14 protein-coding genes are annotated in these 16,222 nt (G+C 74.4%); 9 read left to right on the top strand and 5 right to left on the bottom strand.

Annotation, left to right across the window (positions count from 1 at the left end):
• Positions 1-57 precede the first annotated feature (57 nt).
• The 3 genes from corA (at position 58) to ACFPCY_RS19060 (ending at position 2,061) form a co-directional block, all read left to right on the top strand.
• Positions 58-1,029, top strand: coding sequence for a magnesium/cobalt transporter CorA (gene corA / locus ACFPCY_RS19070; RefSeq protein ID WP_378256941.1), 972 nt, complete (start codon positions 58-60; stop codon positions 1,027-1,029).
• Positions 1,030-1,178: 149 nt separating this feature from the next.
• On the top strand, positions 1,179-1,553 hold the full coding sequence (locus ACFPCY_RS19065) for a hypothetical protein (RefSeq protein ID WP_378256939.1): 375 nt from the start codon (positions 1,179-1,181) through the stop codon (positions 1,551-1,553).
• 100 nt (positions 1,554-1,653) lie between these two features.
• Complete coding sequence (locus ACFPCY_RS19060) at positions 1,654-2,061, top strand: hypothetical protein (protein WP_378256937.1); 408 nt, start codon at positions 1,654-1,656, stop codon at positions 2,059-2,061.
• Between the two features lie 159 nt (positions 2,062-2,220).
• On the opposite strand, the gene ACFPCY_RS19055 is transcribed toward ACFPCY_RS19060, so the two are convergent.
• Both ACFPCY_RS19055 and ACFPCY_RS19050 read right to left on the bottom strand, forming a co-directional pair.
• On the bottom strand, positions 2,221-2,826 hold the full coding sequence (locus ACFPCY_RS19055; RefSeq protein ID WP_378256935.1) for a hypothetical protein: 606 nt from the start codon (positions 2,824-2,826) through the stop codon (positions 2,221-2,223).
• A 190-nt stretch (positions 2,827-3,016) separates the two neighbouring features.
• Positions 3,017-3,835: an undecaprenyl-diphosphate phosphatase gene (locus tag ACFPCY_RS19050; RefSeq protein WP_378256933.1), complete on the bottom strand. Its 819-nt coding sequence runs from the start codon at positions 3,833-3,835 to the stop codon at positions 3,017-3,019.
• Positions 3,836-3,984: 149 nt separating this feature from the next.
• Here ACFPCY_RS19050 and ACFPCY_RS19045 point away from each other — a divergent pair, with 149 nt between their 5' ends.
• The 3 genes from ACFPCY_RS19045 to ACFPCY_RS19035 all read left to right on the top strand — a co-directional run bounded on the left by ACFPCY_RS19045 (position 3,985) and on the right by ACFPCY_RS19035 (position 7,927).
• Positions 3,985-4,935, top strand: coding sequence for an aldo/keto reductase (locus ACFPCY_RS19045; RefSeq protein WP_378256931.1), 951 nt, complete (start codon positions 3,985-3,987; stop codon positions 4,933-4,935).
• 129 nt (positions 4,936-5,064) lie between these two features.
• Positions 5,065-6,852, top strand: a complete 1,788-nt coding sequence (locus ACFPCY_RS19040; RefSeq protein WP_378256929.1) for a helix-hairpin-helix domain-containing protein — start codon at positions 5,065-5,067, stop codon at positions 6,850-6,852.
• A gap of 382 nt (positions 6,853-7,234) precedes the next feature.
• Positions 7,235-7,927 carry a hypothetical protein gene (locus ACFPCY_RS19035; RefSeq protein ID WP_378256927.1) on the top strand — a complete coding sequence of 231 codons (693 nt, stop codon included), beginning with the start codon at positions 7,235-7,237 and terminating at the stop codon, positions 7,925-7,927.
• A gap of 85 nt (positions 7,928-8,012) precedes the next feature.
• On the opposite strand, the gene fabI is transcribed toward ACFPCY_RS19035, so the two are convergent.
• Together fabI and fabG are read right to left on the bottom strand one after the other, a co-directional pair.
• Complete coding sequence (fabI, locus tag ACFPCY_RS19030; protein WP_378256925.1) at positions 8,013-8,801, bottom strand: enoyl-ACP reductase FabI; 789 nt, start codon at positions 8,799-8,801, stop codon at positions 8,013-8,015.
• Between the two features lie 5 nt (positions 8,802-8,806).
• Complete coding sequence (fabG, locus tag ACFPCY_RS19025) at positions 8,807-9,511, bottom strand: 3-oxoacyl-[acyl-carrier-protein] reductase (RefSeq protein WP_378256923.1); 705 nt, start codon at positions 9,509-9,511, stop codon at positions 8,807-8,809.
• 377 nt (positions 9,512-9,888) lie between these two features.
• Here fabG and ACFPCY_RS19020 point away from each other — a divergent pair, with 377 nt between their 5' ends.
• Both ACFPCY_RS19020 and ACFPCY_RS19015 read left to right on the top strand, forming a co-directional pair.
• Entirely contained in the window at positions 9,889-11,388 is a 1,500-nt protein-coding gene (locus tag ACFPCY_RS19020) for a TldD/PmbA family protein (RefSeq protein ID WP_378256921.1), read from the top strand.
• A complete protein-coding gene (locus tag ACFPCY_RS19015) occupies positions 11,385-12,767 on the top strand; it encodes a metallopeptidase TldD-related protein (RefSeq protein ID WP_378256919.1) in 1,383 nt (460 codons plus the stop codon). The genes ACFPCY_RS19020 and ACFPCY_RS19015 overlap by 4 nt, the downstream gene beginning before the upstream one ends.
• A 241-nt stretch (positions 12,768-13,008) precedes the next feature.
• Here the strand turns inward: ACFPCY_RS19015 and ACFPCY_RS19010 are convergent, their stop codons facing one another.
• On the bottom strand, positions 13,009-13,974 hold the full coding sequence (locus ACFPCY_RS19010; protein ID WP_378256918.1) for a LacI family DNA-binding transcriptional regulator: 966 nt from the start codon (positions 13,972-13,974) through the stop codon (positions 13,009-13,011).
• A gap of 556 nt (positions 13,975-14,530) precedes the next feature.
• Between ACFPCY_RS19010 and ACFPCY_RS19005 the strand changes: the two genes are divergently transcribed.
• Positions 14,531-16,129: a cellulase family glycosylhydrolase gene (locus ACFPCY_RS19005; protein WP_378256916.1), complete on the top strand. Its 1,599-nt coding sequence runs from the start codon at positions 14,531-14,533 to the stop codon at positions 16,127-16,129.
• Positions 16,130-16,222: the final 93 nt, after the last annotated feature.

Below are 16,222 nucleotides of genomic sequence, written 5' to 3'. Positions count from 1 at the left end.
GGCGGGTTTTCCGGCGAAGACCGCATATTCTTCAGCGATTGCGCAACAATGCCCGGCATGATTGTGGACAAGGCCATCTACGCCGACGGCATTCGGACCGACATCGACGGCGACATCAGCGACGCGTTCGACGCCGCCCGCGCCCGCGGCCACTGCTTCGTCTGGATCGGCCTGTTCGAGCCGAGCGCCGAGGAGTTCGAGCTCGTCCGGGACGAGCTGAAGCTGCACCCCCTCGCCGCCGAGGACGCGGTGTCGGCGCACCAGCGCCCCAAGCTGGAGCGCTACGACGACACCCTCTTCGTCGTCGTGAAGACGCTCTCCTACACCGAGGCGACCTCCGACATCGACGTCGGCGAGATCATGCTGTTCATCGGCCACGACTTCGTGGTGACCGTCCGGCACGGCGCGGGCAACCCGCTGGGGCCGGTGCGCAAGCGCCTGGAGTCCACGCCCGAGATGCTCGACCACGGCCCGACCGCCGTGCTGTACGCCGTCTGCGACGAGATCGTCGACCGCTACGGCATCGTCGCCCACGAGGTCGAGCGCGACATCATCGACCTCGAACGCGCCGTGTTCGACCCGCAGGCCGACGACGTCACCGAGGACATCTACCGCCTCAAGCGCGAGGTCCTGGAGTTCCGCAGCGCCGAGGACCCGCTCGTCCCCGTCATGCAGGAGATCAGCCGCGGCCGCGTCACCGAGTGCCACGGCGTCCAGGAGTACTTCCGCGACGTCCTGGACCACCTGCTGCGCGTCGACGCCCAGGTGGACGCGCACAACGAACTGCTCAACAGCGTCCTGAACGCCCACCTCGCCCTGCTCGGCCAGCGCCAGAACGACGACATGCGGAAGATCTCCGCGTGGGCCGCCATCGTCGCCGTCCCGACGGCCATCGCCGGCATCTACGGCATGAACTTCGACCACATGTGGGAGCTGCACACGCGCTGGGGGTACCCGATCGCCCTCGCGGTGATGGCGATCATCTGCCTGGTCCTCTTCCGGATCCTGCGCCGCAACCGCTGGCTCTGACCGTCCTGGGCGGGCTCCCCCGGCCTGACCGTTCCAGGACTTTTCCGACGGCCGGACGCCGGGTAAGGATTGTTGTTTCCGCTCTCCGCGCCGCGTGTCCGGGCGGACGCGGACGGGGACCATTGCTGTAGGCGCACCGAGGAGTGGCCATGGCGGGTCCTGTGGAGACCAAGGTGACGGCGGCGACGGGCGCGAGCCTGCTGGCCGGATTCGTGGTGGGGTGGCTGGTTCTCAAGCTGCCCGCCCTCTCGTCGATGGCGGCGCCGCTGCAGGCGTTCGTCACGGCGCTCATCACGGCGGGGTTCACGTTCGCGGCGGGATGGATCGCGAAGCACACGCCGAGGGTCGCGGACCCCGCGCCGGCCGGGACGCCGTCCCCGGCCGCGGGAACGCAGTCCCCGGCGGGCACGCAGCCGCAGGCGGGTACGCAGCCGCAGGCGGGTACGCAGCCGCAGGCGCAGGCGGGCGCACAGCCGCCCGCTGCGGGCACGCAGCCGCCGTCGGCGGCTCCGCCCGCGGGATGAGGACCGCATCGGGAGCGGTGGCCGGAAGTGGCCACACAAAGTGATCACCTGACTACGCTTGGTAGGAACGCTCCGTCCAACCTTTCACAGGAGGAGCGTCATGCTCACCAAGCTCATAGTCACCACGGCCGCGGCGGGCGCGCTGGTCGGCGGTCTCACCGCCGGTCCGGCGCTCGCCACGGCCGGGCCGGTGCCCGCGTCCGAGCACACGTTCAAGCACACGGCCGAGCACGCGTCCAAGCACGCGTTCAAGCACACGGCCGAGCACGCGCACCTGCCCGGACGGCCGGCGCACCACGTGCCGGCGCACGTGGTGGCCCACAGGCCCGGGCGGCTCGCCGCCTGCCGGCCGCACAAGGCGCTCGGGCACGGGTACTGGTCGTGCGTGGTCCCGGCCGCGGCCTGCCCGGTGATCGCGCACGGGCACCTGGGCTACGGCGGCAAGGGGACGACGCGGTTCCGCTGCGTCCGGGACGTCCGGGGCCTATGGCACTGGAAGCGCGTCTGAGCCGGTGAAGTGCGCCCCGCCCTTCCCAGGGGTCGGCTTCGGGGAGGGGCGGGGCTCTCAGGCGCGGCGCTTCAGGTGCGGCGCACCACGCAGCGCTTCCCGCGGCGCTTACGCGGCGGCTCAGGCGCGGCGCACCAGGCGGGGTTCAAGCGCAACGCTTCAAGGGCGGCGGGGCGGGGCGAGCAGCGCGGTCCACAGGAAGGACGGCGCGCCGCCGGACTCCAGGCGGCGGCGGACCGCCTCGATCCGGGCCGTGGTCGGAACGGTCAGCCACACCAGGATCGGGTAGCCGACGGCGAACGCGAAGACGAAGATCCAGACGCTGCGTCCGACCATCGCCAGCGGCAGGCCCACCAGGATGGTCGCCTCCGACAGGGCGTACCGGAACATGATCGCCTGCCGGAACAGCAGGCCGGCCCGGCGGACCGCCGCCTCGCCCGTCCCGCCCGGCGGCAGCGGGCGCGGCGCGCGCGGGCCGAACACCAGCGCGGCGGCGCCCAGCGCGAGGACCGGGAGGCACAGCAGCGGGCCGAGCCCGTCCAGCCTGCCCTGCCCGGCCGGGACGATCAGCGGGCTGATCGCCAGGATCAGCACCGGCGCCGCGACCAGAGCCGCCACCGTCGTCCGCAACTGCCCGAGCACCGTCGAGGACGAGCGGACGGACGCCAGGTAACCGGGATCGTCGGCCGCGGACGCCTCGTAGAGATCGGACGGCCCGGACGGGCCGTCGTCCGGGCCGGACAGGGGGAACTGCACGCTCGCCATGGCCAGGCACTCTAGCCCCGGGAACCCCCGGAGGACCGCCCTCGCGGCGAACAAAAACCGGCGCCGGACGGCGCGTCCGCGCGCACAGACACGCGCAGGGGCGCGAACGAGGGCGGCAGGAGCGCGGGCAGGGATGCGGCAGAAGCGCGAGCAGGGGCGCGGACAAGGGCCGCAGGAGCGCGGGCAGGGATCAGGTGGCGGAGATCGAGCCGGCGGCGAGCAGGCCGATGAGGATGCCGCCGAGCGCCACCCGGTAGTACACGAAGATCATCATCGAGTGCCGGGTGAGGTACTTGAGCAGCCAGGCGATGCAGGCGTAGCCGACCACGAACGAGACCACCGTCGCGATGATCGTCGGCCCCCAGGAGAGCCCGCCGTCGAACGCCTTGCGCAGCTCGAACAGGCCGGACAGCACCACCGCCGGGATGGACAGCAGGAACGAGTAGCGGGCCGCGGCCTCGCGGGTGTAGCCGAGGAACAGCGCGCCGGTCATCGTCGAGCCCGAGCGGGACGAGCCCGGGATCAGCGACAGGCATTGGAACGCTCCGATGAGCAGTCCGTCGCGCAGGTTGAGGTCGGCGACCTCGCGCTTGCGCGCCCCCGCCCACTCGGCGACCATCAGCAGCAGGCCCATGATGATCAGCGACGACGCGTTCAGCCAGAGGTTGCGCGCGCCCTTCTCCACGAAGTCCTTGGAGGCCAGGCCGATCACCGAGATCGGGATGGTGCCGAGGCCGATGTACCAGCCCATCCGCGCGTCCATCGTGGGCCGCAGGTCCGGCGTCCAGAGGCTCTTGGTCCAGGTGGTGACGATGTTCACCAGGTCGCGCCAGAAGTAGATGATGACCGCGGCCATGGTGCCGAGCTGGATCACCGCGGTGAAGGCCGCGCCCGGGTCCCCCCAGCCGAGCAGCTTGGGGACGATCAGCAGGTGGCCGGAGCTGGAGATCGGCAGGAACTCCGTCAGGCCCTGGACGATGCCGAGCACGGTCGCTTCGACGACGTTCACGGTCGGTGGTTTCCCCTCGGGACGAGCGCGGGATGGCGGGATTCCGGGTCCCCGCGGGACCCCGGGCCCGTGGTCGGGCCCCACCGAAGGTTAGCGGTCGTCCGGGCCGGGACGGCCGGTGCGCCGCCGAACGGCTACTCTCACCCAACATGAAGGAGCGTCACGTCGGGCGGAGCGGTCTGGTCGTCTCCCGCCTCGGGCTGGGCACCATGACCTGGGGGCAGGACACCGAGCCCGACGACGCGGCGGCGCAGCTGACCGCGTTCGCGGACGCCGGGGGGAGCCTCGTCGACACCGCCGACGTCTACAGCGACGGCGACGCCGAGCGGATCCTCGGGCACCTCATGCGCGAGACGGTGGACCGCGACGAGCTGGTCGTCTCGACCAAGGCCGCGATCCGCCCGGACGGGCGCTACGACGGTTCCCGGCGGCACCTGCTGTCCGCGCTCGACGCGTCCCTCGACCGGCTCGGCGTCGAGTACGTGGACCTGTGGCAGCTGCACGTGTACGACCCGGCCACGCCGCTGGAGGAGACCCTCACCGCGCTGGACGAGGCCGTCGCGTCCGGCCGCGCCCGCTACGTCGGGGTGGCGAACTTCACCGGCTGGCAGACGGCCAAGGCCGCCGCCTGGCAGCGCGCGTGGCCGGGCCGCGCGCCGGTCGTGGCCGTCCAGGCCGAGTACTCGCTGCTGAGCCGCGACCCGGAGCGCGAGCTGCTCCCGGCGCTGCGCGACGCCGAGGCCGGGCTGCTGCCGTGGTCGCCGCTCGGGCGCGGGGTGCTGACCGGCAAGTACCGCACCGGCATCCCCGCCGACTCCCGCGCCGCGACGCCGCACTTCGCCGAGTTCGTCCAGCCGTTCCTGGACGAGGAGTGCGCCCGGATCGTCGAGTCGGTGGTGACCGCCGCCGAGGGGCTCGGCACCACGCCGCTCGCGGTCGCGCTGAGCTGGGTCCGGGACCGTCCGGGCGTCGCCGCGCCGATCGTCGGCGCCCGCACCGTCGCCCAGCTCACCCAGGCCCTGGCGAGCGAGGCCCTCACCCTCCCCCGGGAGATCCGCCGCGCCCTGGACGACGTCTCCGACATGACCGCCCCCCACTGACCCACCCACCCGGTTCGGGTGGTCGGTTCGGCGTGGGTCGGTTCGCGCGGACGGGGCCGTCGTGGCACGCTCGGGTGCGGCCGCAAAACGCGGCGGTGAGAACACGCTGACCAGCCATCCGGGAAGACCGTGACCGAGAGCTCCGCCGAGACGACCGAGACCGCCGGATCCGCCGCGCCCGACGCGCCGGACGAGATCGCGGCCCTGACCGCCCTGTTCGAGGAGGCGGGCGTCCCCGCCTCGCTCGCGCCGCGCGCCGCCGCGCGCCTCGGCGCCGGAGCCGCCGCGCGGCTGCGCGAGGACCCGTGGCGGCTGCTGCGGGTGCCGGGCGTCCGGCCCCGGCAGGCCGACCACTTCGCGCGGCGGGTGCTCGGCGACGCCGCCCGCCCGGACGACCCGAGGCGCGGCCGGGCGATCGTCGTGGCGCTGCTGGCGGAGGCGGCCGTGCGCGGCCACACCGTCACGCCGCTGCCGGACGTCCTGACGGCGCTGGAGAAGGAGCGCGTCGCCGAGCCCCGGCGGGCCGTGGAGGGCGCGCTCGACGAGGGCGAGGTGCTCGGCCTCAGCGAGGAACCGGAGTTCGACGAGGAGTCCTTCGACGAGGACGCCGACCTTCCCGAGCCCGAGGAGACGCTCGGGCTGGCGCGCTGGGCGCTGAGCGAGGAGGCGGCGGCCGAGGGGTTCCAGCGGCTGAACGCGACCGCCGTGCCGCTGCTGGACGATCCGGCCGTCAAGGAGCTGCGTTCCGGCCTGCCCGAAGACCGCTCGCTCGCGTTCACCGCCGCGCTGCGCACCGGCGTGACGCTGTGGCGCGGCTCCGCGAACGACCTGGCGGACACGGCCGCCGCGCTCGTCACCGCCGCCGCGTCCAGGGGCGTGCGGGCCGCGCTGGTGACGCCGACCGACCGCGCCGCGGCCGACCTCGCCGCCGCGCATCCCGAGCTGCCCGAGGGCGCGGCGGTCGGCCTGCACCGGCTGCTCGACCCGGCCGACGAGCCCGGCACCGCGCCCGGCTCGGTGCTGTACCGGCGCGGCGAGCAGCGCCCGTTCGAGCTGGACCTGCTCGTCCTGCCGGACGCGTCGGGCCTGGACGTCGAGCTGTCCGCGGTCCTGGTCGAGGCGTGCCCCGACGGCGCGCACCTGGTGCTCGGCGGTGAGCCCGGCGCGGCCCCGCCCGCCGCGCCCGGACGCGTCCTGGAGGACCTGGAGGCGTCCGAGACCGTCCCGGTGGTGGAGCTGGAGCCGCAGGCGCCCGGCGGGCCGCTGGACGAGCTGACGGCCGCGGTCCGGGGCGGCGAGCTGACCTCGGTCGCCGCGCCGAACAAGGAGGTCGTGATCGTCCCTGCGATGGGCGAGGAGGAGGCGGTGCACCGCGCGGTGCAGCTCGTCACCGACTCGATCCCGCGCGTGCTGGACATCCCGGCCGGCGAGGTGCAGGTCGTGGCGCTCGCCCCGGCGGGCGCGGCGGCCGCGGGCGCGCTCAACACGGCGCTCAAGGCGAAGCTGAACCCCGGCCCCGGACGGTTCGGCGGCTTCGACGTCGGCGACCGGGTCGTGGTCGCCGCGCCGCTCCCCCAGGCCGCCGTCGGCGAGACCGGCACGGTCGAGGGCGCGGGTCCCGAAGGGCTGAGCATCGCGTTCGCGGGCGGGACGGCCGTGGTCCCGCCCTCGTCGGCGGCGCGGCTGCGGCACGGCTGGGCGCTGCCGCTCGCGCTCGCGCGCGGCGCCCGCCGGGACGCCGTCGTCGCCGTCGTCGCCGGATCGGCCCTGTCCCGGCCCGCCGTCGCGACCGCGTTCGGCCTCGCGCGCCGCCACCTCTCGGTCGTGCAGGCGGCCGGGCCCGGACTGGCCCGCGCCGTCCGCGAGACCGGCGCGCCCGAACGCCGCACCCGCCTGGCCCGCCTGGTCCTCGGCTGACCCGCCCGCCTCCTGGCTGATCCGCCCGCGTCCCGGGTGGGTCCGCCCGTGTCCCGGATGGTCCGCCCGCGCCCTGAGTGGTCCGCCCGCGGCCGGGTGATCCGCCCGCGTCCCGGGCGGTCCGCCCGCGTCCCGGGTGGTCCGGCCGCGTCCGGTTATCCGCCCGCCTCCGGGGCGGTCCGACTGCGTCCGGGTGAGCCGGGCGGGCGGGGTGGGTCGGGCGGGCGGGTGGGGGCCGCGGGTTCGCGGGGACGGGGGAAACCGTCGTGTCGGTGTTTACCGGAGGGGCGCGGTACGGCACGATTTGATCACGAAGGCGCGAACCCGGCGCGATCGTCCCGGCCGGCCTCACCGGACGGGACGTCGACAGCGAAGGAGGGACATGCCCCAGCAGCAACGCTTCCTGCGGCTCGGGTCCGCGGCGACGGCGGTCTCCGCCACCGCCCTGGTCATGGCCGCGTTCGGCGCTCCGGCGGCGTCCGCGGAGACGGCGGGCGCGACGAGCGCCAAGCCGTGCAAGAAGGGCACCGACCCGAAGAGCACGATCGACAACTGGAAGTGCCAGCTCGACAACCTGCGCGACCACTTCGACCACCACAACACGCCGTCCCCGACGCCGACCAAGTCGCATGACAAGGACGGCGACGCTCCCGGCGGCGACGGGAACGGCAGCGGAGGCGGCAAGAAGGACGACGGCGGCGGAGGCAAGGCGCCCAAGGGCGGCGGGAACGGCAACGGCGGCGGGCCGCGCACGAGCGTCCCCACCGGCAACGGGCCCACGCTCATGGACGATCAGGCTCCGCGCCCCTTCTCGTCCAGCACGCCGACCGGACAGCAGCAGAACTTCACCGGGCTGCTGCCGGCGCCGCAGGTGGCCGGGCCCAACGGCGTGCCGCAGGCGGGCGGGCAGCCCGTCCCGCAGACGCACCTGGTGTCGCCGGTCGCCGCGTCCGAGCGGACCGGGGACGGCCAGATGCTGTGGGTCGCGGGAGCCGCCGCGGTCGTCGGCGCCGCCGCCGCGCTGAACCTCAGCCACATCGGACGGCAGATCCGCCGCCGTCCCGGCCGCCGCTGACCGACCGCGCGAACGTCGAGAAACGCCGGACGGCGGACGGCACCGAATCCCGGTGCCGTCCGCCGTCCGGCGTTCTGGAAGCGCGTTACGCGGGCGGCGCGCCGACGGCGTGCAGGCCGCCGTCCACGTGCAGGATCTCGCCCGTCGTCGCGGGGAACCAGTCCGACAGCAGCGCAACGATCGCCTTCGCGGTCGGCTCGCTGTCCTTGATGTCCCAGCCGAGCGGCGCGGTGCGGGGCCACAGGTCGGTCATGGCCTGGAAGCCGGGGATGCTCTTGGCCGCCATCGTCCCGAGCGGCCCGGCCGCGACGAGGTTCACCCGCACGTTCTGCGGGCCGAGGTACTTGGCGAGGTAGCGGCAGGTGGACTCCAGGCCCGCCTTCGCCACGCCCATCCAGTCGTAGACCGGCCACGCCTTCGTCGCGTCGAAGTCGAGGCCGACGACCGAGCCGCCGTCCTTCATCAGCGGCAGGCACGCCATCGTCAGCGACTTCAGCGAGTACGCCGAGGAGTGCACGGCGACCGCGACGTCCTCCCACGGCGTGTCGAGGAAGTTGCCGCCGAGCGCGGTCTGCGGCGCGAACCCGATGGAGTGGACGACCCCGTCGAGCCGGTCGAAGCCCGCGTCGGTGAGGTTCCCGGCGAGCGCGTCGAGCTGCTCGGCGTTGGTGACGTCCAGCTCGATGACCGGCGGGACGTCGTCCGGGCCGGACGGCAGCCGCTTGGCGGTCCGCGTCGTCAGCGTCGGGCGCGGGTAGGCGGTCAGCGCGACGCGCGCGCCCTCCTGCTGCGCGACCCGCGCGACGTGGAAGCCGATCGAGGCGTCGGTGAGGACGCCGGTGACCAGGATGTTCTTGCCCTCGAGGATGCCCATCGCGCTCAGTGCCCCATTCCCAGGCCGCCGTCCACCGGGATGACCGCGCCGGTGATGTAGGCGGCGTCGTCCGACGCCAGGAACCCGACGGCCTTGGCGATCTCCTCGGGCCGGGCGGTGCGGCCGAGCGGGATGACGCCCTTGATGGCCTTCTGCTGGTCCTCCGACAGCGCGGCGGTCATGTCGGTGTCGACGAAACCGGGCGCGACGACGTTCACGGTGATCCCGCGCGAGCCGAGCTCGCGGGCCAGCGACCGGGCGAACCCGACCATCCCGGCCTTGGACGCGGCGTAGTTGGCCTGACCGGCCGACCCGAGCATCCCGACCACCGAGGAGACCAGGACGATGCGTCCCTTCCGGGCGCGCATCATGCTCTTCACCGACCGCTTGGCGACCCGGAACGCGCCGGTGAGGTTGGTGTCCAGGACGGAGGTGAACGCCTCCTCGCTCATGATGGCGAGGAGCGTGTCCTTGGTGATCCCGGCGTTGGCGACCAGCACCTCGACCGGTCCCTGCTCCGCCTCGACCTTCCCGAACGCGGCGTCCACGTCCTCCGTGCTGGTCACGTCGCAGCGCACGCCGAACAGCCCCTCCGGGGGCTCGCCGGAGCGGTAGGTGACGGCGACCTTGTCACCGGCGGCGGCCAGCTCGCGCGCGATCGCCAGGCCGATGCCCCGGTTCCCGCCCGTCACCAGGACAGAGCGACTCATCTCATGCCTTCCGTTGTCCGCATCACATCGGGGTCGAGCGTATCGACCGGCGGCCCGCCGGGGAGATGTGCCTTCCCGACAAGATCCGGCAACGACCTTTGTTCCGCGCGCCCCCTCACACCACCGTTCCGCCCGGCCCGTCACGGCGCTCGCGTCCGGTCCCTCACGGCACACGCATCCGTCCCTCACGGCGCACGCGTCCGTCCCTCACGGCGCTCGCGTCTGGTCCCTTACGGCGCACGCGTCCGTATCTCACGGCGCTCGCGTCCGGTCGCCCGCGCCGTCGTCCGCGCCGTCGTCCCGCCCGTCGCCTCCGTCCCGCGACACCCGCGCCGTCGGCATGATCGACGGGACCGCGGCGGGGTAGGTTGGGCAGGGTGCATGACATTGATCCCGCCTTCACCGCACTGCCGCTGCGGGCGCTCGCCGACGCCGCGCTGAGCCGGGCTCGCGAGCTCGGGGCCGAGCACGCCGACGTCCGGGTGGAGCGCATCCGCACCCAGAGCCTCCGGCTGCGCGACGCCGTCCTGGAGACCGCCGCCGACGGCAGCGACCTCGGCCTGTCGGTCCGGGTCGTCGCCGGGGGCACCTGGGGCTTCGCCGCCGGAATCGACCTCACCCCGGACGGCGCGGCCGCGCTCGCCGAGCGGGCGGTCGAGGTCGCGCACGTCGCCGCCCCGGTCAACCGCGAGCCGATCGAGCTGGCGCCCGAGCCGTCGCACGGCGACGTGACCTGGGTGTCGTCCTACGAGATCGACCCGTTCACCGTGTCCACGCAGGACAAGGTCGGGCTGCTGGCCGACTGGAGCCGCCGGCTGCTCGGCGACCCCCGCGTCGACCACGTGGACGCCGCGCTGCTCCAGGTGCGCGAGAACAAGTTCTACGCCGACCTGAACGGGACGATCACCACGCAGCAGCGCGTCCGGGTGCACCCCGTCGTGAACGCGACCGGCATCACCGAGTCTGCGTTCGACACGATGCGCACGCTGGCGCCGCCGGTCGGGCGCGGCTGGGAGTTCCTGGTCGGCGACGTCTACGACTGGGACGGCGAGCTCGGCCGCATCCCCGAACTGCTCGCCGAGAAGCTCGCCGCGCCGTCGGTCGAGGCCGGACGGTACGACCTGGTGGTCGACCCGTCCAACCTGTGGCTGACGATCCACGAGTCGATCGGGCACGCGACCGAGCTGGACCGGGCGCTCGGCTACGAGGCCGCCTACGCGGGCACCTCGTTCGCCACGCCGGACAAGCTCGGCACGCTGCGGTACGGCTCGAAGGTCATGAACGTGACCGGCGACCGCACCGCCGAGCACGGCCTCGCCACGATCGGGTACGACGACGAGGGCGTCGAGACGCAGTCGTTCGACATCATCACCGGCGGCCTGTTCACCGGCTACCAGCTCGACCGGCGCATCGCGCGGCTGACCGGGGCCGAGCGGTCCAACGGCTGCGCGTTCGCCGACTCCGCGCACAGCACGCCCATCCAGCGGATGGCGAACGTGTCGCTCCAGGCCGACCCGGACGGCCCCGGCACCGAGGGTCTCATCGCGGGCGTCGAGGACGGCGTGTACGTCGTCGGCGACAAGTCCTGGTCGATCGACATGCAGCGGCACAACTTCCAGTTCACCGGGCAGCGCTTCTACCGGATCCGCAACGGGCGCCTGGCCGGGCAGCTCCGGGACGTCGCCTACCAGGCCAGCACCACCGAGTTCTGGAACTCGATGGAGGCGGTGGGCGGGCCGTCCACCTACGTGCTCGGCGGCGCGTTCAACTGCGGCAAGGGCCAGCCGGGGCAGGTCGCGCCGGTCAGCCACGGCTGCCCGGCCGCGGTGTTCCGCGGCGTCAACATCCTCAACACGCGCAAGGAGGCGGGCCAGTGAGCGCACTCTCCCCGCAGGACGCCGTGGAGCGGGCGCTCGCGCTGTCCCGCGCCGACGACTGCGTCGTCATCGCGGACGAGTCCAGCACCGCGAACCTCCGGTGGGCGGGCAACACCCTCACCACCAACGGCGTGACCCGCTCGAACCAGCTCACCGTGATCGCGCTGCGCCGGTCCGGCGACGGCGTCGCCGCGGGCGTGGTGTCGCGCTCAGCCGTGGGGCCGGACGACGTCGAGGACCTGGTGCGCGCCGCCGAGGCCGACGCCGCGTCCAACGAGCCCGCCGAGGACGCCGCGCCGCTGCTGTCCGGGGAGTTCGGCGACTGGGCCGCCGCGCCCGCCGACACGGGCATCGGCGTCTACCGGGACGTCGCGCCCGCGCTCGGCGCGGCGTTCGCCGAGGCGGCGGCGCGCGACCAGAAGCTGTACGGGTTCGCCAACCACATGGTCACCTCCACCTACGTCGGGTCGTCGGCGGGGCTGCGCGCCCGGCACGACCAGCCGACCGGGCTGCTGGAGCTGAACGCCAAGGGCGCGGGCGGCTCGGCCTGGACCGGCGTCGGCACCCGCGACTTCGCCGACGTGGACGTCCCGGCCATGGCCGCCGACCTGACCCGGCGGCTGGCCTGGGGCGAGCGCCGGATCGACCTGCCCGCCGGACGGTACGAGACCGTCCTGCCGCCGTCCGCGGTGGCCGACCTGATGATCTACCTGTACTGGTCGGCGGGCGCGCGGGACGCGGCCGACGGCGCGACCGTGTTCAGCGCGCCCGGCGGCGGCACCCGCGTCGGGGAGAAGCTCGCGAGCCTGCCGGTGCGGCTGTTCAGCGACCCGTCCGCGGCCGGGATCGAGTCCGCGCCGTTCGTCGTCGCGCACGCCTCGGGCCGCACCCAGTCGGTGTTCGACAACGGGCTGCCGCTCGGCGCGACCGACTGGATCTCGGACGGAACGCTGACCGCGCTGACGCAGACGCGGCGCTCGGCGGAGGTCACCGGCCTGCCGGTCACCCCAGCGATCGACAACCTGCTCATGACCGGCCCGGAGGGCGCGGACGCCACGCTGGACGACATGGTCGCCCGCACCGGCCGCGGCCTGCTGCTGACCTGCCTCTGGTACATCCGCGAGGTGGACCCGCAGTCGCTGCTGCTGACCGGCCTCACCCGCGACGGCGTCTACCTCGTCGAGGACGGCGAGGTCGTCGGCGCGGTGAACAACTTCCGGTTCAACGAGAGCCCGGTGGACCTCCTCGGCCGCCTCACCGAGGTCGGCGCGACGCGTCCGACGCTGGCCCGCGAATGGTCGGACTACTTCCAGCGTTCGGCGATGCCGCCCGTTCGCGTGCCGGACTTCAACATGTCCACGGTGTCTCAGGCGTCCTGAGCACCCCGCCGCCGGGTGCCGGACACCGTCCCGGCCCCGGCGGCACCCAGCGGCGCGCGGCCAACCACACGCGCACGATCAACCGCAAGCGCACGGCCAACCGCAAGCGCACGGCCAGCCGCAAGCGCGCGGCCAACCGCAGGCCCGCGGCCAACCGCAAGCGCACGGCCAACCGCAAGCGCACGGCCAACCGCAGGCCCGCGGCCAACCGCAAGCGCGCGGGGAGCCGTCAGGCGCGCGGTCAGCCGGAGGCGCGGACGACGAGCCGCGTGCGGAGGAGGACGGCGCGGTCGGTGGACGTCCGGCCGTCCATGCGGGCGCGCAGTTCGCGGGCGAGGCGGACGCCCAGCTCCTCGGCGGGCCGCCGGACGGTCGTCAGCGGCGGCCGGGTGCGGCGCGCGATCGGCGCGTCGTCGAAGCCGACGACCGCCACGTCGTCCGGCACCCGGCGGCCCGCGCGGCGCAGGGCCCGCAGCGCGCCCGCCGCCATCGCGTCGGACGCGGCGAGCACGGCGTCGGCGTCCGGCCTGCGCGCCAGCAGCGCCCGCATCGCCAGCTCGCCGGAGCGCGCGCCGAAGTCGCCGCGCCCGACCAGGCCGCTGGTGTCCATCCCGGCCGCCCCGGCGGCCTCGCGGTAGCCGTCCAGGCGGTCCGCGCCGGACGCCCGGTCGGCCGGGCCCGCGATGGTGGCGACCCGGCGGCGGCCCGACTCCAGCAGGTGCCGGGTCGCGTCGCGCGCGCCGCCCCGGTCGTCCACGCCCACATACGGCAGCGCGGTCCCGGCGGGCGGACGCTCGGCCAGCACGACCGGCGCGCCGCACACGGCCCTCGCGATCTCCCCCGGCCCTTCGTGCGCGCCGACCAGCAGGACGCCCTCGACGCGTCCGCCGCGCAGGTACTCGGCGGCGGCGTGCAGCTCGTCCGGCGACGACGTCATGAGGACGAGCACGGGCGCGACGCCGGACAGTTCGCGCCTCACGCCCCACAGCATCCGCGCGTGGAACGCGTCGCCGACGAGGCGGGCGCCGTCCTCCCGGATCACGACCGCCACCGCCCCCGGCAGGGGCCGCGCGGCGGAGTTTCGACGGACGTATCCGAGCTGCTCCACGGCGTCCTCGACCCGGCGGCGGGCCGCGCGGCTGACCCGCGCCGATCCCGTGAGCACGCGGGACGCCGTCGCCGGTGACACCCCGGCGAGCCGCCCCACCTCCGCAAGCGTCGGCGCGCGCCGGACGTCTGCCGGAGCGGACGCCGGAGCGGGTGCAGGAATGGGCGCCGGAGTGGACGCCCGGGCGGGCGGAGCGGACGCCGGGGAGGGCGCGGGAACGGGTGGCGGAGCGGACGCGGGAACGGGGGGCGGAGCGGACGCTGGGGTGGGCGCGGGAACGGGGAACGGGGCGGAGTCGTGCTCGCGGGGAGGTTCGGGGCTTGCGGGGGGCGGGGGCTGGGAGGGGGACGGCATGCTTGCACTCCCTTCGGGGGAACCCGGCGAGTCGGGGGCAGGCCGGGACGGGAGTAGTGGGAGCGCTCCCAAGAATCGGAGCCGCGTTCCCCTCTGTCAAGGTCTCCGCGGTCACCAGTTGCGGGGGCCGTCAACTTCGCCCCGGCGGCTGCCGCGAGTCGCGCCGAGCCGAGTTCCGAGGCCGTGCCGCTGATGCGTGAAAAGCGTGGAAGGAGGGTTCCCAGGGGCACGACGCCGGGTTACGTTCCTCGCGATCAGGAGTGGGAGCGCTCCCATCACCTCTCGTCCGTCCGGAGGTCCCATGTCTCACTTCACCTCGCGGCTTCGACGCGCGGCCCGCCCCCGTCCTCCCGACCGCGTTCCCCGTTCGGACGGGCGGCTCCGGGACTCGCGCGGCGGGGTGCCGTCCGGCCGGCTCCTGGCGTGGAGCGCCGCCGCGGCCGTGTGCCTCGGCGCGGCCTGGGGCGGGGTCGGGGTCGTCGCTCCGGTGGGAGCGCACGCCGCCTCGTCCTGCCAGGTCGCGTACGCCGAGAACGACTGGGGCACGGGCTTCACGGCGACCGTCACGCTCACCGACCGCGGCGCGGCGTGGAGCGGCTGGAAGCTGGAGTTCGCGTTCAGCGGCGACCAGAGGCTCGGCAACGGCTGGAACGGCCGGTGGTCGCAGTCCGGCAGGACGGTCACGGTCGTGAACGAGAGCTGGAACGGGAACGTCGCGTCCGGCGCGTCGGTGCAGGTCGGCGCCAACTTCGGCTACAGCGGCGCCAACACCGGTCCGAGCGCGTTCAGCGTGAACGGCGTCGCGTGCGACACTCCCGGCGGGCCCACGACACCGCCCACGACACCGCCCACGACACCGCCGACGACGCCGCCCGCTGGTGCCGCGCCGTCGCTGAAGGTGTCGGGGAACCGGCTGGTGGACGCGTCGGGCGCCACCGTCCGGCTGCGCGGCGTCAACCGCTCCGGCGGCGAGTTCTCGTGCATGCAGCAGAAGGGCATGTGGGACGGCCCGATGGACGCGGCGTCCGTCGAGGCCATCCGTGGATGGAACGCCAACGCCGTCCGGGTGCCGCTGAACGAGGACTGCTGGCTCGGCCTGCCCGACGCGGACGCCGGCGCGCGCGGCGCCGCCTACCAGGCCGCCGTGAAGGACTATGTCGCGCTGCTCGTGCAGCACGGCCTGACGCCCGTCCTCGATCTGCACTGGTCGAACGGGTTGTGGGCGGGAAGCGACTCGCACTGCCAGACGGCCGACGCGAAATGCCAGAAGCCGATGCCGGACGCGCAGTACGCCGTCCCGTTCTGGACGCAGGTCGCCGGCGCGTTCAAGGACGACCCGGCCGTGGTGTTCGACCTGTTCAACGAGCCGTACCCGAACAACCTCCAGGTCATGGACTACGCGCAGTCCTGGAAGTGCTGGCGGGACGGCGGCGCGGCGTGCCCGGGCCTGACCTACCGGGCCGCCGGGATGCAGACGCTCGTGGACGCGGTGCGCGGCGCCGGCGCGGCCAACGTGATCCTCGCCGGCGGCGACAGCTACTCCAACGACCTGTCGGGCTGGCTCGCGAACGAGCCGGACGACCCGTCCGGCAACCTCGCCGCCGCCTGGCACTCCTACAACTTCAACTGGTGCGCGTCCACGTCGTGCTGGGACCAGCAGCTCGGACCGGTCGCGGCCAGGGTCCCGCTGGTCGCCGGGGAGATCGGCGAGAACGACTGCGCGCACGGCTACCTCGACCAGGTGACGGGCTGGCTGGACGCGCACGGCGCGTCCTACCTCGGCTGGACCTGGAACACCTGGGACTGCTCGTCCGGGCCATCCCTGATCAGCGCCTACGACGGCACGCCGACCGCGTTCGGCGCGGGCCTGCGCGACCACCTGCGCGCCACCGCCCCCTGACCGTCCCCGCACCCCTGACCGTCCCCGCCCCCTGGCCGTCCGGACCCCGCTCACCCGCAGGGAGCGGGCGCGGGCCCTTCCCACCCCCACCCC

It is taken from the genome of Actinomadura gamaensis (genome assembly GCF_042652125.1).
GTDB lineage: Bacteria > Actinomycetota > Actinomycetes > Streptosporangiales > Streptosporangiaceae > Spirillospora > Spirillospora gamaensis.
The sequence above is the reverse complement of the archived record's forward strand: the minus strand, read 5'-3'. Positions and strand labels throughout refer to the sequence as shown.

Excerpts from the sequence above, each read along its gene's own strand:
- corA (WP_378256941.1), top strand. The coding sequence starts at position 58 with ATGATTGTGGACAAGGCCATCTACGCCGACGGCATTCGGACCGACATC.
- ACFPCY_RS19065 (WP_378256939.1), top strand. The coding sequence starts at position 1,179 with ATGGCGGGTCCTGTGGAGACCAAGGTGACGGCGGCGACGGGCGCGAGC.
- ACFPCY_RS19060 (WP_378256937.1), top strand. The coding sequence starts at position 1,654 with ATGCTCACCAAGCTCATAGTCACCACGGCCGCGGCGGGCGCGCTGGTC.
- ACFPCY_RS19055 (WP_378256935.1), bottom strand. The coding sequence starts at position 2,826 with ATGGCGAGCGTGCAGTTCCCCCTGTCCGGCCCGGACGACGGCCCGTCC.
- ACFPCY_RS19045 (WP_378256931.1), top strand. The coding sequence starts at position 3,985 with ATGAAGGAGCGTCACGTCGGGCGGAGCGGTCTGGTCGTCTCCCGCCTC.
- ACFPCY_RS19035 (WP_378256927.1), top strand. The coding sequence starts at position 7,235 with ATGCCCCAGCAGCAACGCTTCCTGCGGCTCGGGTCCGCGGCGACGGCG.
- fabI (WP_378256925.1), bottom strand. The coding sequence starts at position 8,801 with ATGGGCATCCTCGAGGGCAAGAACATCCTGGTCACCGGCGTCCTCACC.
- fabG (WP_378256923.1), bottom strand. The coding sequence starts at position 9,511 with ATGAGTCGCTCTGTCCTGGTGACGGGCGGGAACCGGGGCATCGGCCTG.
- ACFPCY_RS19005 (WP_378256916.1), top strand. The coding sequence starts at position 14,531 with ATGTCTCACTTCACCTCGCGGCTTCGACGCGCGGCCCGCCCCCGTCCT.